The sequence below is a fragment of the Herbaspirillum sp. C7C2 genome (assembly GCF_022627865.1).
GTDB lineage: Bacteria > Pseudomonadota > Gammaproteobacteria > Burkholderiales > Burkholderiaceae_D > Herbaspirillum > Herbaspirillum frisingense.
On record NZ_JABXGI010000002.1, the window covers coordinates 85,357 to 103,389 of the forward strand.

Consider the following 18,033-nt stretch of genomic DNA (forward strand, 5'->3'; position numbering starts at 1 on the left):
CTCAGGCGGCGCTTTGCAGCGTCTTGAAGGTCTTGGCCTCGGCGATCTTCAGGTCGGCTGCGATCATGCCCTGGCGACCATCCTCGAATTTGACCTGGGTCTCGATGTACTGCGACGCGCGACCGTCGTAGAGCGCCTCGATCAGCACCGCGTACTTCTCTGCGATGAAGCCGCGCCGGACCTTGCGGGTGCGGGTCAGTTCTTCGTCGTCGGGGTCCAGTTCCTTGTGCAGGATCAGGAAGCGATGGACCTGCGAATCGGCCAGCAGCGGGTCGGCCACCAGGTCGGCATTGACCTTTTCCACGCATTCGCGCACCAGTTCGTACACTGCCGGATTGGCGGCCAGGTCGGTGTAGCCGCTGTAAGGCAGGTTGCGCCGTTCGGCCCAGTTGCCCACGGCATCCATGTCGATGTTGATGAAGGCCATGCACTGCTCGCGGCCATTGCCGAAGGTCACCGCTTCCTTAATGAAGGGGAAGAACTTCAGCTTGTTCTCGATGTACTTGGGCGCGAACATGCTGCCGCAGGCCATCTTGCCGACATCCTTGGCGCGGTCGATGATCTTGAGGTGGCCGTCGCTGTCGAAGAAGCCGGCGTCACCGGTGTGGAAGTAGCCGTTGGCGTCGATGGCCTCGGCAGTGGCGTCGGGGCGCTTGAAGTATTCCTTCATCAGGCCGGGCGAACGCACCAGCACTTCGCCGTTGTCGTCGATGCGCACTTCCACGCCCTTCATGGGCCGGCCCACGCTATCGAGCTTGACGTCGCCCGAGGGCTGCATGCACACCGTCACGCAGGTCTCGGTCATGCCATAGAGCTGCTTCAGGTTGATGCCCATGGAGCGATAGAAGTCGAACAGGTCGGGGCCGATGGCCTCGCCGCCGGTATAGGCCACGCGCAGGCGCGACATGCCCAGCACGTTCTTCAATGGCCCGTAGACCAGCAGGTCGCCCAGCGCATATTGCAGCCGGTCCATCAGCGACACGCCCGGCTTGCCATCCAGGATGCGCATGCCGACCCGACGTGCCACGCGCATGAAACCGTGGAACATCTTGCGCTTGAGCCAGCCCGCATCCTCGATGCGGATCATGACCTGGGTCAGGATGTTTTCATACACGCGCGGCGGCGCGAAGTAATAGGTCGGGCCGATCTCGCGCAGGTCGGTCATGACGGTATTGGGTGACTCCGGGCAGTTCAGGCAGAAACCGGCAACGTGCTGCTGGGCGAAGGAGTACAGGAAATCACCCACCCAGGCCAGCGGCAGGTAGCACAGGATGTCGTCGTCCTGGTCCAGGTGATCGAACTCCACCAGCGTGGTGGCGGTGGTGATCATGGCCCGGTGCGAATGGCACACGCCCTTGGGCTTGCCGGTGGTGCCGGAGGTATAGAGGATGATGGCGACGTCGTCGGGCGAGCCGGCCGCGACTTCCTTCTCGAAGAAGTCGGGATTGGCGTGCTCGTAGGCGCGCCCCAGTTCCTGCACGCGGGCAAAGGACAGCAGCTCGGGCTGGTGGTAGTTGCGCATGCCACGTTCGTCGTCATAGATGACGTGGGCGATGCGAGGCAGGTTTTCCTTGATCTCGAAGACCTTGTCGACCTGCTCCTGGTCTTCGGCCATGACGAAGTCGACGTTGGCGTCGGCCAGCACATAGGCCATGTCGGCGGCCGGTGCGTCCTGGTACAGCGGCACCGGCATACCACCCAGCGCCTGCGCGGCGCTCATGGCCCAGTACAGGCGCGGGCAGTTGTTGCCGATGATGGCCAGGCTCATGCCGCGCTTGAAGCCCAGGGCCGCCAGGCCGCAGGCAAAGCTGCGTACCTCGTCGGCCACCTGGCGCCAGGTCGTGGTCTGCCAGATGCCCAGGTCCTTCTCGCGGAAGGCGGCCCGCTCGGGGCGTTGGCGGGCATGCGCCTGCAGCAGCCGCGGAAAGGTCGCGGCCTGGTTGTCTTGTCTCGTCTCCACCATCTTCCCACCTTCTTGTGCAGGTTCGAAAGATTCGCCCGTTCACTTTTCCGTGTATCGAGGCGAATCCGGTGTCGGATCAGTCTGTGCTGCCAGGCTTACGCTGCTCTTACTGCGGCAGTCATTGTGTCGGGCATGCCAGCTGTCCTGTCTCTATGATTGGCCTGGGTTTGGTTCAGGCCTTTTTTGCGATGATAGTAGAGTGAGAGGTTGCCAGTGGATGTCATCTCACCGACAATTGACAAACTTTCGATATTGCGACGCATCATCATGGAGACATCAATTCGACGCATGCTGTCCAAGAGCATCTGGGCGCAGGCGCTGACCGAAGAGCAACTGGCCCGGGTGGAATCCGAAGTGGTCAGCCGCAAGATTGCCGCCGGTGGCTATGTCTGCCGCAAGGGTGACCCGGTGGCGCACTGGATCGGCGTGCATGAAGGCTTGCTGAAGATGAGCAGCGTCTCGCCCGAGGGCAAGACCGTGTCCTTCGCCGGCATGGCCAATGGCGGCTGGCTGGGCGAAGGCTCGCTGCTCAAGGACGAGCCGCGCAAGTACGATGTGGTGGCACTGCGCGAGAGCGAATTGCTGTACATGCCCAAGGCCACCTACATCTGGTTGCTGGACAACAGCATCCCCTTCAACCGTTTCCTGGTGACGCAGTTGAACGAGCGCCTGGCGCTGTTCATTTCGCTGGTGGAATACGACCGTATGCTGGAGCCGGATGCCCGCGTGGCACGCTGCCTGGCGGCCCTCTTCAATCCCTACCTGAACCCGGGCATCGGCCGCAACCTGCAGATTTCGCAGGAGGAAGTCGGCAATCTCTCCGGCACCTCGCGCCAGCGCGCCAACCAGGCCCTGCAGGTACTGGAAAAGGCCGGCCTGCTGAAGGTGGATTACGGCAGCATCACCATCAACGACCTGGATGGCCTGCGGCAATTTCCGGGGTGAAACCCCGGGCCTGGCCCGTCCACCCGTCCACGGTCTCGGCCTGCAGCACGGCATGAAAAAAGCGCGGTCACAGCCGCGCTTTTTCGTTGGGACAACGGCCTGGCGACCGGTGGCTCCTCTCAGGAAGCTGCCGCCGGGGATGCCGGGGCATCTTCACCGTTACGTGCCGGGCGGTTGCGATTGCGCCAGTAGATGCCGGTATCGACCACGGTGCCCATGAATTCCTTGGGGTCGGTGGACTTGACGACGTAACCATTGGCGCCCAGTTCATAGCTCTGGTTGATGTCGCGCTGGTCGTCCGAGGAAGAGAACATCACCACCGGGATGTGCGAGGTGGCGGCATTGGACTTGATGATCTTCAGGAAATCGTGACCGCTCATCAGCGGCAGGTTCAGATCGAGCAGGATCAGGTAGGGGTGCAGGTCCTTGCGGTGTGCATATTCCCCCTGGAAGAAGAACTCCTCGGCCAGTTCCGCATCGGCAAACCAGGTCAGCTTGTCGGCCAGCTTGCGGCTGCCCAGCGCCAGGCGAGTCAACTCGGCCACTTCCGGGCTGTCGTCGACGAGGATGATGTCATATTGCTCGATATCCATGGATGGATCGCTTTCTTCAGTAAATTTCAAGCTGGAACTATTCTTGCCGGACCGACCACATCTGGCCACCACCGAAAGACGTCAGGGACGTCGGGAACTGACCTCCCCTAGTTTCCAGCATCGGCGATTCGCTGGAACACCAGTACCGACGCCGATCCCGGTACTGTCAGGGGATTATTGCACAGGCGATTTCAAAAAAAATCAGATTTTTCCTTAACCAGGTAAAGCTGTCACTTGTCCGGGGTGGCAATCCCGGTCCGGATGGCGTACCGCACCAGGCCCGGCACATCGCGGATATCCAGCCGGTCCATCAGCTGCGCCCGGTGGGTCTCGATGGTCTTGGCGCTGACATTGAGCTGGTAGGCGATCTCCTTGGTGTTGTTGCCCTCGGCGATCAGTTGCAGGATTTCGCGCTGGCGCGGAGTCAGCACCTCCACCGGCGTGCCGTTCTGGGCGACCCGCTTCATGTAGTTGTCCAGGGCCTCGCGCGAGATGTGGGAGTCCAGGTACTGGCGGCCGTGCTTGACCTCGTAGAGCGCCTTTTCCAGCTCGGTGGCGGCGGAGTCCTTGAACAGGTAGCCGTTGGCACCGGCATTCAAGGCCTGCATCACGTATTCCTCGCTGCCGTACATGGACAGCATCAAAAAGCGGATGGTGGGGTATTCGCCGCGCAGGCGACGTAGCGCTTCCAGGCCATTCATCCCCTTCATGGCGATGTCCAGCAGCACCAGGTCGGGTTTCAGCTGCGGGATCATCTCGATGACCTCGGCGCCATCGGACGCCTCGCCCACCACTTCCACGCCCGGCATGGCGGTCAGCAATGCCTTGATGCCACTGCGCACCAGGGCGTGGTCGTCGGCCAGCATGATTCGTGTAAGCATTACAACCTCCTGACGATAGGAGCGACCGGCAGGTGCATGACGATTTCCGTCCCTGCGCCGGGCGCTGAAGTGATATCCATGGAACCGCCTACCAGCACGGCCCGCTCCTCCATGTTGAGCAGGCCGAAACTGGTGCCGGAAATGGCGTTGCTGCGGGCACGCTCGATGTCGAAGCCGCGACCGTCATCGCGGATGCTGAGATAGACCTGGTCCTGCTGGCGGTCGATCTTGACCCAGATGTTCTGGCACCTGGCGTGACGCAGGATATTGGTGACCGCTTCCTGCACGATGCGAAAGGCGGTGTTTTCGATGTCGTGGTGCAACTCGCCGTCGTGGCCGCTGCTTTCGAACCAGCCATTGACGTTGGCCAGCTTGGATTTCTGCTCCACGTAGGAACGCAGGGCGGCGATCAGGCCCAGGTTGTCCAGCTGCGGCGGACGCAGGTCCAGCGACAGGCTGCGCACCTGGGCCAGCACGGCGGTGACGATGTCGATGCCGTTCTGCAGCGACGGGCCTTCCAGGGTGCCGGTCTTCTTGATGGTTTCCAGGTTGATCTTGAGTGCCGTCAGGGACTGGCCGACGTCGTCATGCAGGCCGCGCGCCAGGTGCTGGCGCTCGCGCTCCTGTACTTCGATCACCCGCGACGATAGCAACTGCTGACGCTGGATCGCCAGCTCCAGCTCGCGCCGTGATTGCTCGCGCTCGGTGACGTCGATGGCCAGCCCGGCCACCATGTCACCCTTGCCCTCGCCGCTGATGGGAAAACGCACGACATCGAGGATGCGGGCATTGTGGTTGTGGTCGAAGATGGTTTCCTGGGTATGCAGTTCGACCTTCTCGTCGAGCACCTTGCGGTCGTACTCCTGGGAGGCCTGGGCCGCGCCGGTACTCATCAGCTCGGCGTCGGTCATGCCATCCATGTCATGCGGGGTCATGCCGAAGAAAGCCGACTGCGCCGGGTTGACGTAGCTGTAGCGCAGCTGCGAATCCTTGATCCAGGTCGGCATCGGCGCGGCATTCATGAAGGCGTTGAAGCGCGCCTGCATCTCGCGCAGGGCCTGGGCGCTGGCGCGCTGCTTGCGCCGCGCCTGGGCGTCCCGCAGTTCGCGGTCGACCGCGTGCGGCAGGCGGGCGATGGCGCTCTTGAGGAAGTAATCCTGGGCGCCGGCCTTCATCACCTCCACTGCGGTCTGCTCGCCGATGACGCCGGAGACGATGATGAACGGCGTCTGGTCGTTGTCGGCCTTGACCAGTTTCAGGGCTTCCACGCCGCTGAACATGGGCATCGAGTAATCCGAGATGACGATGTCCCAGCGCTGCTCGTGCAGTGCCGCCAACAGGGCCTGTTCGTCGTCGACCCGCTGCCAGGTCGGTTCGAAGCCGCCGCGCTTGAGTTCGCGCACCATCAGCACGGCGTCTTCTTCCATGTCTTCGACGAACAGCACGCGTAGGGGAATGCTCATGGGGCAGGTCTCTCTCGGTCAGACTCTTTGTTCAGAATGCGGCTAGCACATTGGTTCATACGATATTGCTCTCATGCCGGGCCTCGATCATGCCACTTCAGCGCACATCACCCAGGCTGGGCATGACACCCTTGCGCGGCAGCGAAAAATAGAAGCTCGCGCCCACCTTGGGAGTGCTCTCGGCCCAGACCCGGCCGGTATGGCGGATCACGATGCGTTGCACCAGCGCCAGCCCGATGCCGGTACCTGGATATTCTTCCTGGCGATGCAGGCGCTGGAAGGTGCCGAACAGCTTGTGCACATAACGCATGTCGAAGCCCACACCGTTGTCATGCACGCCATAGATGTATTCTTCGGGGCCGACTTCCATGGTCACCCGCACCAGCGGCTGGTCGTTCTTGCTGCTGAACTTGACGGCATTGGAGAGCAGGTTTTCCCAGACCTGGGTGATCAGGCCGCGATTGGCCACGGCGCCTTCCAGCGGCGCAACCTCGAACTGCACGGCCGGATTTTCCTGGCGCAGGCCGGCGATGACCTGGCCCACCACCTCTTCCATCGAAAAACGCTGCAAGGTCAGTTCACCCGTGGTGGACTTGGCCAGCTTGAGCAGGTCGTTGATCAGTTCATCCATCTTGCGCACGTTGCGGCGGATCACCTGCAGCTGTTCGCGGCCCTTTTCGTCGATCACGCTGGCGTAGTCTTCCTCCAGGATCATGGCGTAACCGGAAATGGCACGCAGCGGAGCACGCAGGTCATGCGAGACGGAATAGGAAAAACTCTCCAGTTCCTTGTTGACGCTATGCAGGTGCTGGGCCTGCCGTTCCAGATCGGCGTTGAGGGCCTCGATCTCGTCCTCGGCGCGCTTGCGCTCGGAAATGTCATAGATGACCGTGCGGCTAATGAGTTTGCTGTTGTCGCGGCTGGGGATGGCCGTGGCATTGACCAGGGCCGTGAATTCGCTGCCATCGGCGCGGCGGAAGTCGAGATCGATGCCGTTGATCTCGCGCTTGAGCAGGAATTGCGGATGCAGATCACGCTGGTAACGCTCGGCGCTCACGGGGCTGAGCAGATCGAGCTGGGTCATGCGCCCGACCACCTGCTCGCGTGTGTAGCCCAGCCACTTGAGTTCGGTATCGTTGATCTTGATGATGGTCTTGTCGGTCTCATCGACCGAGTGATAGCCGCAGGGCGCGTTGTTGTAAAGGTCTTCGATCTCGTCGGAATAGGCCTGGGCGCGCTGCTGCGCCTCCACCCGACGGCTCATCTCGCGGCGCAGCTTGCTGTAGACCATCACCAGCAAGGCCATGCTGAGCAGACTGCCGCTGACCACCATGATGATGGTCAGGTCGGCGCTGGCGGCGGTGTCATGGGCACGCCGGGCAAGCAGTGCATTCTCGTTGCTCTTCATCTCTTCAAAGCCGTTGCGGATGCGATCGCTCAGGTCCTTGCCTTCCAGTACCCGTTGGCGCCCTTCGTCTGGACTGAGCTCCATCAGGCGACGGGAGAGGCTGATCCGCTGTGATACCAGATCTTCCGTGCGGGTCAGCAGTTGCAGCTGCTGCTGATTGTCGCTCATGAGCCGGCGCAGATCCTGCAGAAGCACCTCGATTTGCCTGACGCCCGCCTCGAAACCGGCCTGGTATTCCTGGTTGCCAGACAAGGCATAGCCGCGTGAATTGCTGACCGCGTCGCGCACGGTCGAATTGGCGACTTCCAGCTTGTTGATGACGGCGTGACTATGCTGCAACCAGACTGCGCGCTGCTCGAAATCGCGCACGCTGTAATAGGAAAATGCTGCCACGCCCAGCGAGAGCAGCAAGGCCAGCAGGAAGAAGAGGCCGGTACTGGCGCGTGCCAGCCCGCTTTGTCTAGTTATCGGCATGTATCATATGATCAGATCGGTCACATCGGTCACATCGGTTACTTTTCATCGGTCTGGCGGTCACGTCCTGAAGTTGCGGAGCGGTTACCTGATCGCCCGCCTGCATGACCGGCGCGCAAAGCGATGCGCGGGCATGGTCTTTTCGCAGGATCTCCATTCCGGGCGCGCGGCGGTGCTGCGCCCGGTCCCCCATTGCACGGTCAGCAGCGCTGCCGTGGGTACGTCTCCTTGCTGTCTGCAGCGATGCCGGAATGTGACGATCTGGCATCAATTGTTCTCTTTCTGTCAGCAAATCGAAGCAAATTCTTAAAATTTGCTGAAAACGGTGTTGCTTGCCTGCACCTTTGACTCCGTTTTCAGAGTAAATACTCAAATTAATTCTATAATATATTCCAGCTTTTACAGACATTTGCCGGCATCGCATCATGATGAAAAAATCACCCGCCCTCTTCCTTGCCGTCGGTCTCCTGGCTGGCCTGAGCGTGAATGCCGTGGCCGTCTCCACCACCGGCAAGCTCGACATCAGTGCCATCGTCCCGGCCCAATGCGTGGTGCAGAGCGCCGCCCTGCCCTTTGGTGTCTATGCGTCCAGCGCGCTGCAACAGAACGCCCAGATCGGCGTGGCCTGTTCCGCCGGCACCAGCTACACGATCAGCCTGGATGCCGGCACCGGCGCAGGCGGCAATGTCGCCACTCGCAAGCTGACCACTGCCGACGGGGCCAATTCGCTCAACTATGGCCTGTATCAGGATGCTGCCCGCACCCGTGCCTGGGGCAACAGCAGTGGTAGCGACACGGTCGCCGGGGTCGGTAACGGCAGCGCCCAGAACGTGCCGGTCTACGGCTATATCCCGGCGGGCCAGACAGCGCGAGCCGGTAGCTACAGCGACGTGGTCGCCATTACCTTGTCCTACTGACTACCGAATTGGCCGGCGCAGGCCATGCGCCAGCAGGCAGGCACCGCCTGCGATCACTTCCCTACCCGCACCCTCCATGCATGGCGCGACTTTTCACATGAAGTCGCGCCATTTTTACGTCCGCGCCAGACGTACATCTTCCATCCCAATACGCAAGTTGACGAAAGGAAATATTTAACTTTCAGTTAAATTCTGTGGCTGCCTTGCAACTTTTTGTTTGACCTGTCGCGGTTTCGTTTTAATCTAGCAAAAAATTGACAAATACCTGACAACCAGAATGGGGATTTCGTAGCGTGACGAGATCAGAAACCATGTTGTGGCGGCTCGCACGTGTCTGTGCAATGGGCTGCCTGATGACGGCAGGGGGATGGCAACAGGCGCAGGCCTCCAATTTCGAGATTGCCCCCGTGGTGCTGGAGCTATCCTCCTCACGCACGGCAGGGGTGATCAAGATCGTCAATAACGACAATCACAATGTGTCGCTGCAGATCCGTGCCTACGACTGGAACCAGGTCGACAGCAAGGATGATCTGCAACCTACCCAGAACCTGATCATCAGCCCGCCGGTGTTCAACCTGGCGCCGGGTGCGTCCCAGGTGATCCGCGTGGTGTCGCGCCAGGCAGCGGGGGCCGGCGAGATCGCGTTTCGCCTGCTGATCGACGAAATTCCCTCCGCGGCGGAAGGCGCCACCATCAATTTCAAGTTCCGGATTTCCATGCCGGTGTTCATTGCCCCTACCGGCATGCCGAAGCCGCAGCTTGACTACCAGTTACGCTCAGGCAAGCCGGCGCGTCTGGTGGTGCAGAACCTGGGCAACCGACGTGCCCGCTTGCTGGACCTGGCGCTGACCCTTCCCAACGGCAAGAAGATCACCGCACCGGCAGGCGGCAACCCCTATACGCTGGCCGGCATCACCCGCCAATACCTGATCGACACCGAGACCCCGCTTGCCGTAGGCAGCAAAGTCAAACTGACTGCCAACAGTGATGCCGGGCCGATTGATACCGAACTCACCGTGGCGCCTTGAAACGGCTGCTGCTGCTCTGGCTAATGCCTCTGATGCTGGTGCTGCTGGGCGCCACGGCGACCGTGGCACGGGCCGCCACCGGTGACGAGGTGCTGCTGCTGGAAGTGTCCATCAACGGCCGCGGCACCGATCTGGTGGCGCAATTCACGCGTCGCCAGCAAGCCCTGTATGCGACCGCGGCCGAACTGCGCAGTCTCAAGCTGCGCGTGGATGGTGCCGACGACGAACTGATTCCCCTGCGCGCCATCGCTACCGGGATCGACCTCGACGAGGGCGCTGCCCGGATCAACCTCATGATTGCGGCCCGTTTCATGAATACGACCGACATCGACGCCACCAGCATTGCCAGCCGGGTTCCCTTGTCGGAGGGCGGGCGCGGGCTGGTCCTGAACTACGATCTGCTGGCCACTTCCAGCCAGAACCAGCATGCCCTGGGCGGGCTGTTCGATGCGCGCTGGTTCAGCGGCAGCGGCGTGCTCAGCTCGACCGGGCTGGGCTATACCGGCAACAGCGGCGGCGTATCGGCCCGCCTGGAAACCACCTATACCTATTCCCAACCGGCCAGCCTGACGCGTTACCGCCTGGGTGACGTCATCAATGGCAGCCTGGCCTGGACCCGCTCGGTGCGACTGGGCGGCTTCCAGTACGCGTCGGACTTCAACCTGCGTCCGGACCTGGTGCGCTTCCCCACGCCTTCGCTGGGCGGCGAAACCGTGGTGCCATCCACCGTGGACCTGTTCGTCAATGGCGTGCGCCAGCTTTCGCAACCGGTGCCGCCCGGCCCCTTCGAGATCCGCCAGCCTCCTATCGCCAGTGGCGCCGGCCAGATCGCGGTGGCGGTCACCGACGAACTGGGACGGCAGACCCTGCGTACCATCAACTTCTACGCCACCGATCGCCTGCTGAAACCGGGCCTGTCGTCCTATTCGGTCGAGGGTGGCTGGGTACGCCGCCGCTATGGCCTGCGCAGCAATGACTACGGGCAGTTCGCCCTGTCCGGCACGGCCCGCCAGGGGATGAGCGACATCCTTACGCTGGAGGGCCATGCCGAGGCCATGCGCAGCCTGAAACTGGCCGGTGGTGGCGCTGTCTTCAATCTCGGCAACCGCGCCGTGCTGGCCACCTCGCTGGCCGCCAGCAGTGCCGACAGCGGCTCGGGCCAGCAGGTGTCGCTGGCCATCGAACGCAACGCCGATCCGGTGAGCGTGTCATTGACCCGCACCCAGTCCACCCGCAACTACCAGGACATCGGCGCCATCCAGGGCGCGCCGGTCTCGCGCGCGGCCACCATCGCCACGCTGGGCCTGAACCTGGGCAGCGGCGGCTCGCTGAGCATGGCCTATGCGCGCAGCAAGAGCCCGCTGCTCTTTACCGATACCGGCACCAGCGGCCTGGCCGACAGCGAGACGGTGACGGTGACCTGGTTCAAATCGGTGGGCAGCAGCTCCAACATGTACCTGACCGGCTACCGCGACTTCCGCAACAGCGGCTATGGCGCCACCATCGGCCTGATCATCCCCTTCGGCGGGCGCGATGTGGCCGGTGCCAGCGTGAGCAACAACAATGGCCAGCGCACCGCCACCCTGCAGGCCAGTCGCTCGACGGTGGCCATCGGCGACCTGGGCTGGCAGTTGCAGGACACCGAAGGCAGCTATCAGCAGCGCATTGCCCAGCTCAACTACAAGAGCCGCTATGGCAGCCTCACCGCGGCCGCCTCGCAGGCAGCCCATACCACCAGCCAGCGGCTGGGGGCGCGCGGCTCGGTATCCTTCATCGATGGCGGCAGCTTCGCCTCGGACTGGATCGAGGACAGCTTTGCCGTGGTCAATGCCAGCGGCGTCAAGAACGTCGGCATCTACAACGAGAACCGCTACGCTGGCCGCACCGACGACAACGGCCAGTTACTGCTGACCGACCTGCGCGCCTACGACGTCAACAAGATTTCGGTGGACGTGCTGGACCTGCCGCTGACACTGCAACTGGACCAACCGGACCAGTACATCCGGCCGCGCGATCGCTCCGGCGTAGTGGTGCATTTCAATGCACGACGGGCCTCGGATGTGACCATCATCCTCAAGGATGCAGTGGGCCAGTTCATTCCGCTAGGCGCCAGCATCCGCGTGCGCGAGACCGGTCTGCAGGCGCCCGTGGGCTATGACGGCGTGAGCTACCTGCAGGAACTGGCACCGGTCAATACGCTGGACGTACTGCTGCCCTCGGGGGCGCAATGCCACGCCACGCTGACGCCGCAACCGCGCAGCGAAGGCGGCATGAGCAACGAAGTCGTGATCTGCCATTGAAACGCGACCGGCATCATGGAGAACACATGAAGACGATCCCTCCAATCCGCCCGGCCCTGGCCTGGGCCCTTGTCCTGCTGGCATGCGCCCCGGTGCAGGCGCAACAGATCTGCTCGTCGGCCACAAATCCGGTGGCGTTCGGGCTGTATGACCCGCAGTCCAGTGCGCATCTGGACAATACCGGCAGCATCACCGTGACCTGCCAGGCCACGGTGTCGTTGCTGATCGGCTATACCGTCAAGCTCAGCACCGGCAGCAGCGGCGCCTATGCGCAGCGCAAGATGCTCAGTGGCGCCAACAGCCTCAACTACCAGGTCTATACCAACTCGGCACGGACCTCGACATGGGGTGACGGCTCCTCCAGCACCAGCTTCATCACCGATGGCTATCTGCTGCAGGTTCTCACACCCGTGGTCAAGACCTACACGGTCTACGGCCGCTTGCCGGGCAGCCAGAATGCCAAGGCCGGCAGCTATCTGGATACGTTGACGGTATTGATCACCTATTGAGCGCTTGGCGCCGGCCGTATCGCTGGAAGTCGCTGGACGTCGCTGGGCATAGCCGATGTGGCGGCTCAGGTTTTCCCTGACGCAGATTGGCGGGTGGCTAGGGAATCGCCGGATGTCGCTGGCGCCGCCCGGAAATTAAAGTGTCTCCATACCAGCGCTGCACAGGGAAGTTCTTGCAAGGGGCAAGGACGGGCGGCCAACACCGGAGAAACCAAATGTTTTTTGCCAAGAAGAATCGTTTCGTTGCAGCTTCCATCGCCGCCGTCGTCCTGGCCTCCAGCGCTCCGGCTTCCTTCGCCGCCACCGCCAGCGGCACGCTGACCATCAGCGCCTCGGTGGTTGCCGCCTGCACCGTGGTCGGCTCGGCCATCGCCTTCGGCGCCTACACCCAGAGCGTGGTCAACCAGTCCGGCACCATCACCGTGCTCTGCACCAATGGCACCGCCTACAACGTCGGCCTGGATGCCGGCACCGGAAGCGGCTCCACCGTCAGCAGCCGCAAGATGAGCGCGGCCGGCGGTGGCACCCTGAACTATGCCCTCTACCGCGATGCAGCCCGCACCAACAACTGGGGCTCGACCATCGGCACCGATACCGCCACCGGCACCGGCTCGGGCCTGACCCAGACGCTGACCGTCTACGGCCAGATTCCCGCCGCCCAGACCCCGCTGGCCGGCGCCTACTCGGATACCGTCACGGTCACGCTGACCTACTGAGACAAATACGCTGCACGCGCCCGGCAGCCGCATGCCGAAGCGCCTTTGAAGCCGGACTTGAGCAGCTGCAGCACGAAAGTTACTTGACTAAAGCTTAACTTGCGGACTACAACGTCAACACGACCAGATAACCGGGGAAAACCGGAGGGGGTAAACGGTGCACTTCGCGCAGAAGTGCACCGTTTTTTTTCGCCCTCCTTCGCCCTCCTTCGCTCAGCCTTGAGCAAAGACCGCTTGCACCAGGCTTGCCTGCTGGGCGTAATGGCTGGCCTTGGAGGCGGTCGGCCCAGAGGCGGTATCCGGGCGATAGACCGCACGCAGGCGCACCGTCTCCGGCAAGGCGGCTTCGATGGCATCGCGCACGCACAGCCAGGCACCCTGGTTACGCTCTTCTTCCTGTACCCACACCACTTCCTGCAACTGCGGATAGCTGCGCAGGACGTCACCCAGTTGCGCCGTCGGGAAGGGATAGAGCTGCTCCACCGGCAGCAGCGCGGTGTCCTGGTCCTGCGCGCTGGCGCGGGCATCGGCCAGGTCGTAGCGCACCTTGCCGCTGCACAACACGACACGCCGTACCGCGGACGCTTGCGGCCCCTCAGGGTCGCCCAGCAGCGGCTGGAAGCCCTGCTCCAGCAAGTCCGATAGCGGGGAACTGGCACGCGGCTCCCCATGCAGCACCGACTTGGGCGTAAAGACCACCAGCGGCCGGTCCGCATGCAGGGCCTGATCGCGCAGAAGGTGGAACCACTGCGCCGAACTGGAGGGATAGGCCACCCGGATATTCTGACCCGCGCACAGCAGCAGCATGCGACTGAGATAGCCGGTGGAATGTTCCGGCCCCACGCCTTCGTAGCCATGCGGCAGCAGCATCGTCAACGCCGACGCATAGCCCCACTTGCCACGACCGGAGGTGATGTACTGGTCGATCATGATCTGGGCGCCGTTGACGAAGTCACCGAACTGGGCTTCCCAGATCGTCAGCGCATCCGGGCGCGCCTGCACGCTGAAGCCGTACTCGAAACCGACCACCGCTTCTTCGCTCAGGGGCGAATTGATCACTTCCAGGCTGGCGCGGGGTGCTGCGACTTCGCGCAGGGGCAGGAAGGACCGCTGCTGCGCCTGCGCCTCATCCACCGCATGCCACACGGCATGACGTTGCATGAAGGTGCCACGCTGCACGTCCATGCCGGAAATGCGGACGCCGTGACCGACACTGAGCAGGGAGGCATAGGCCATGTTCTCGGCAAAATTCCAGCTGCACGGGTGCTCGGGCGCGGCCACGCTGTGCTGCCATTGCGCGATCAGCTTGACGATGGCCGGATGTGGTTCGAATCCAGCCGGCAGGCGTGTCATCCGCTCCACCCATTGCCGCATCTGGTTCAGGCTGGGCGCGGCTGCTGCTTCGGAGGTCTTGTCCTGCGTACGCTCCGAGGTGGAGGTCGCCGCCGACGCTGCGGCATGACCTGGACGGCTGGCCCTGAAGGCGGCCAGCGCCTGCTGGCTGCTGGTGGCCAGCAGGGCGGCTCCCGCATCAGAACCAGGCCATCCGGATTGCGCGTACAGCCGGGTCACCGAGGGATGCTTGTCGATGAAGCCATGCAGCAGCGGCTGGGTCACGGTAGCCGTGTCCTGCTCGGCGTGTCCCCAGCGGCGATAGCCGACCAGGTCGATGACCACATCGGCGTGGAACTGCATGCGGTAGTCGAAGGCGATGCGCGCCGCGCGCAACACCGCCTCCGGCTGGTCGGCATTGACGTGCAGCACCGGCGCGCCGACGATGCGGGCGATGTCGGTGCAGTAGCCGTGGTTTTCCGGATCCAGCGGGTTGGGTGTGGTAAAGCCGATCTGGTTGTTGACGATCACGTGAACCGTGCCGCCCACGTCGTAACCCGGATGCTGGGCCAGCTTGAGCGACTCCATCACCACGCCCTGGCCGCAGAAGGCGGCGTCGCCATGGATCACCACCGAGGCGGGCGGCGCTGCCTTGGGGTGACTGGCGCGGTAACCGCGGGCCATGCCCAGCAGGACCGGATAGGCGCTCTCCAGATGCGAGGGGTTGTGCGCCAGGAACAGACCGACCTGGCCCAGTGCGGTATGGCGCACGGCCTCGGCACCCAGGTGGTAAGGCAGATCCACCGCACTGGCGGCGGCCAGGGTGGTTTTGCTGGCATCGAAGTAGGCCACGATCTCGGCGGCCGGCATCTGCATCAGGTTCACCAGCAGGTTGAGGCGGCCACGATGCGGCATGGCGAAGAACAGCTTGTCCAGCTGGTAGAAGCTGCAACGCTCCACCAGGGTATCCATCAACAGGAGCAGGCTTTCGCAACCTTCCAGGGAAAACCGCTTGGCCTGCGGATAGTCTTGCTGCAGATAGTTTTCCCACTGCTCGGCGGCTGCCAGGCGGGCCAGGATGGCGGCGCGTTCCAGTGCCTGCGGCTCGGCGCCGGGGTCACGGGCAGCAAGACGCGCCAGCAGCCACTGACGGCGCGGCTCGTCACGCACGCCGCTGCAGTCCAGGGCGAGCGGGCCGCAGAACAGCCGGCTCAGGTGATGGGTCAGCTCCTTGACATTGGTCAGGCCCAGGCCGTCGAGGAAGCGATGCTGTGCCAGCGCGATGTCCTCGTCCTCCAGCCCGTGCGTCTGCGGCAGGAGAGCCGCAATGTCGGGCACCGAGATCGTGCCCAGGGGATCGATATCGGCGATGCGATACCCCTCGTTGCGGTAGGCATCGATGAAGGACTGGATGCGGGCATACGCCAGGGCCTGGCGCGCTGTGGAGGAAGTCTGCCCGAGTGAACTCGGAGAATGAAGTGGCATGGCGAACCTTTCTAGGCAAGTGCACGGACATGTCGCATCACGCTCGACAACGAGCTCGAGATCATTTCGAAATCGAAATTGCGGACATGCCCTTGACGGAAAAGACGATGATCGCGTCCTCACCCGCAATGCCTGCGGATGGGACGCCTTGTTCTTGTCACGACCGGCCGTGAATGGCCGGCCATGGTCTCCTCACGGCCCCTCTTACCACACTGCGTTCACACAAAAACGGGTAACCCTATCCGTCTACTAGCCCTGGATCAGGGACAGCTCGGGCTGGATGATCTTTTCGCGCACGCCACCGCGTGCCGCACCGGCATATCCGGAATGGGCGATCAGTTCGCTCAGGCGGAAACGTCCCATCAGGGCCGACAGCTGCTCGGCCTGGGCCTGCAAGGCCTTGGAGGCGGCAGCGTTCTGCTCCACCAGGGCGGAATTTTCCTGGGTCATCTGGTCCATCTGGCTGATGGCCTGGTTGATCTGCTCGATGCCTTCGCTCTGCTCCTTGCTGGAGGCGCTGATGTCGGTGATCAGATCGGTCGCATGCTTGATGCTGGCGATGACTTCATCGATGGTGGCCACCGTTTGTTCGACGATGGTGCTGCCAGCCTTGACGTGACTGACCGAACCTTCGATCAGGGATTTGATTTCCTTGGCGGCCACGGCGCTACGCTGGGCCAGGCCACGCACTTCGCTGGCCACCACGGCAAAGCCGCGACCGTGTTCGCCGGCACGGGCTGCTTCGACTGCCGCGTTCAGGGCCAGTAGGTTGGTCTGGAAGGCGATGCCATCAATCACGGCGATGATGTCGGCGATCTTGCCGGAAGAAGTGCTGATGGCGCTCATGATGTTGACCACCTGCTCGACCGAAGCGCCGCCGCGCACGGCCACGTCCGAGGCCGAGACGGCGAGGTGGCTGGCTTGCAAGGCGTTGTCGGCATTCTGGCGCACTGCCGAGGTCAGCTGCTCCATGGCCGAGGCGGTTTCCTCCAGGGAGCTGGCCTGCTGTTCGGTACGATCCGACAGGCTCAGGTTGCCCTGCGCCAGTTCGCGTGCGGCCATGTCGATGGCCGAGGTGCCGTTGCGCACGTTGGAGACGGTGTCATGCAGGTTATCGCTCATGTGCTGCAGCGCCTGCAGCAGGCGGCTGATCTCGTCCTTGCCCTTGGCCTGCAGGCGATAGGACAAGTCACCCTGTGCCACGGTCTCAGCCAGCATGACCGCGTGACGTACCGGGGCGGTGATGGAGCGCGTGATCAGCACCCCGACCACCGAGGCCAGCACCACGGCCACGGCCGACAGCACCAGCATCTGGATCACGGCCATCTGGCCGTCTTCGGCTGCCTGGCCGGCATCGACCACCATTTCCTTGGCCAGCGAATTGACCATCTTGTCGACCATGACGAAGTAGTCCAGCTGGAGCTTGGACATGTCGCCCTGGTACAGCGTGGTGGCGGCAGCGCGGTCCTCATTCTTCATCAGTTCGAAGAACTTGCGCACGGCCACGCCATAGGCTGCGCGGGCAGTGGTCTGCTCGGCGTAGAGGGCCTTGGTCTTGTCGGAATCGAGCATGCCTTCAAGCTGCTTGTAGGCCTCGGTGTTGGCCTTGCGCAGGCCGGCGTATTCGTCCATGTACTTGGCCGATGCTTCCGGTGTGGCGGCCAGCAGGATGTTGCTCAATACTGCGTTGGCCTTGTAGCCATTGTTCTTGATCTGGTTGCTCAAGGCGATGAGCTGGTACTTCTCGTTGACGATGCTGTTGATTTCAGCGTTGTTGGAAGACTGGTTCCGGATCCCGACCGTGGCGGTCACCACGATCAGCAACAAGACCACTGCAAATGCTGCGCCCAAGCGGACGCCAATGTTGAAATTGGCGAGCTTCATCGCTACCCCCTCTTAATCCCATTAGATGCCAAACGTGCAGGCCATCGCAGGAAGACGATACGATTGGTCGTCACCCTGCTCTTGCTGTCACTGCACTACGCGCGAATCCGCTACTGCATCTCGATGGGTTCTTCT

At 62.7% G+C, this 18,033-nt stretch carries 13 protein-coding genes; 6 read left to right on the forward strand and 7 right to left on the reverse strand.

The window, feature by feature from the left end:
* Position 1 precedes the first annotated feature (1 nt).
* Positions 2–1,963, reverse strand: a complete 1,962-nt coding sequence (locus HWE04_RS04035) for an AMP-dependent synthetase/ligase (protein ID WP_241811593.1) — start codon at positions 1,961–1,963, stop codon at positions 2–4.
* Between the two features lie 267 nt (positions 1,964–2,230).
* Here HWE04_RS04035 and HWE04_RS04040 point away from each other — a divergent pair, with 267 nt between their 5' ends.
* The gene (locus HWE04_RS04040; RefSeq protein WP_039875661.1) at positions 2,231–2,908 is read left to right on the forward strand and encodes a Crp/Fnr family transcriptional regulator; all 678 of its coding nucleotides are present in this window, start codon (positions 2,231–2,233) and stop codon (positions 2,906–2,908) included.
* Between the two features lie 119 nt (positions 2,909–3,027).
* On the opposite strand, the gene HWE04_RS04045 is transcribed toward HWE04_RS04040, so the two are convergent.
* From HWE04_RS04045 to HWE04_RS04060, 4 genes are all read right to left on the reverse strand, one after another.
* Positions 3,028–3,501, reverse strand: coding sequence for a response regulator (locus HWE04_RS04045; RefSeq protein ID WP_077235391.1), 474 nt, complete (start codon positions 3,499–3,501; stop codon positions 3,028–3,030).
* 230 nt (positions 3,502–3,731) lie between these two features.
* Positions 3,732–4,382 (reverse strand): response regulator, encoded by a 651-nt coding sequence (locus HWE04_RS04050; RefSeq protein ID WP_039875663.1) that lies wholly within the window; start codon positions 4,380–4,382, stop codon positions 3,732–3,734.
* Positions 4,382–5,845, reverse strand: coding sequence for a hybrid sensor histidine kinase/response regulator (locus tag HWE04_RS04055; RefSeq protein ID WP_077235390.1), 1,464 nt, complete (start codon positions 5,843–5,845; stop codon positions 4,382–4,384). Before HWE04_RS04055 ends, HWE04_RS04050 begins: the two co-directional genes overlap by 1 nt.
* 97 nt (positions 5,846–5,942) lie before the next feature.
* Positions 5,943–7,727 (reverse strand): sensor histidine kinase, encoded by a 1,785-nt coding sequence (locus tag HWE04_RS04060; protein ID WP_241811594.1) that lies wholly within the window; start codon positions 7,725–7,727, stop codon positions 5,943–5,945.
* A 425-nt stretch (positions 7,728–8,152) separates the two neighbouring features.
* Here HWE04_RS04060 and HWE04_RS04065 point away from each other — a divergent pair, with 425 nt between their 5' ends.
* The 5 genes from HWE04_RS04065 (at position 8,153) to HWE04_RS04085 (ending at position 13,197) form a co-directional block, all read left to right on the forward strand.
* Positions 8,153–8,644 (forward strand): Csu type fimbrial protein, encoded by a 492-nt coding sequence (locus HWE04_RS04065; RefSeq protein WP_102663824.1) that lies wholly within the window; start codon positions 8,153–8,155, stop codon positions 8,642–8,644.
* Between the two features lie 353 nt (positions 8,645–8,997).
* A complete protein-coding gene (locus HWE04_RS04070; protein WP_241811595.1) occupies positions 8,998–9,672 on the forward strand; it encodes a fimbrial biogenesis chaperone in 675 nt (224 codons plus the stop codon).
* Positions 9,673–9,695: 23 nt separating this feature from the next.
* Positions 9,696–11,972 carry a fimbria/pilus outer membrane usher protein gene (locus tag HWE04_RS04075; RefSeq protein WP_241811596.1) on the forward strand — a complete coding sequence of 759 codons (2,277 nt, stop codon included), beginning with the start codon at positions 9,696–9,698 and terminating at the stop codon, positions 11,970–11,972.
* 26 nt (positions 11,973–11,998) lie between these two features.
* Positions 11,999–12,481: a Csu type fimbrial protein gene (locus HWE04_RS04080; RefSeq protein ID WP_006463915.1), complete on the forward strand. Its 483-nt coding sequence runs from the start codon at positions 11,999–12,001 to the stop codon at positions 12,479–12,481.
* Between the two features lie 215 nt (positions 12,482–12,696).
* Positions 12,697–13,197, forward strand: a complete 501-nt coding sequence (locus HWE04_RS04085) for a Csu type fimbrial protein (RefSeq protein WP_006463916.1) — start codon at positions 12,697–12,699, stop codon at positions 13,195–13,197.
* 213 nt (positions 13,198–13,410) lie between these two features.
* Here the strand turns inward: HWE04_RS04085 and HWE04_RS04090 are convergent, their stop codons facing one another.
* Both HWE04_RS04090 and HWE04_RS04095 read right to left on the reverse strand, forming a co-directional pair.
* The gene (locus tag HWE04_RS04090; protein ID WP_241811597.1) at positions 13,411–16,014 is read right to left on the reverse strand and encodes a 2-oxoglutarate dehydrogenase E1 component; all 2,604 of its coding nucleotides are present in this window, start codon (positions 16,012–16,014) and stop codon (positions 13,411–13,413) included.
* Between the two features lie 249 nt (positions 16,015–16,263).
* Positions 16,264–17,898 carry a methyl-accepting chemotaxis protein gene (locus tag HWE04_RS04095; protein WP_241811598.1) on the reverse strand — a complete coding sequence of 545 codons (1,635 nt, stop codon included), beginning with the start codon at positions 17,896–17,898 and terminating at the stop codon, positions 16,264–16,266.
* Positions 17,899–18,033: the final 135 nt, after the last annotated feature.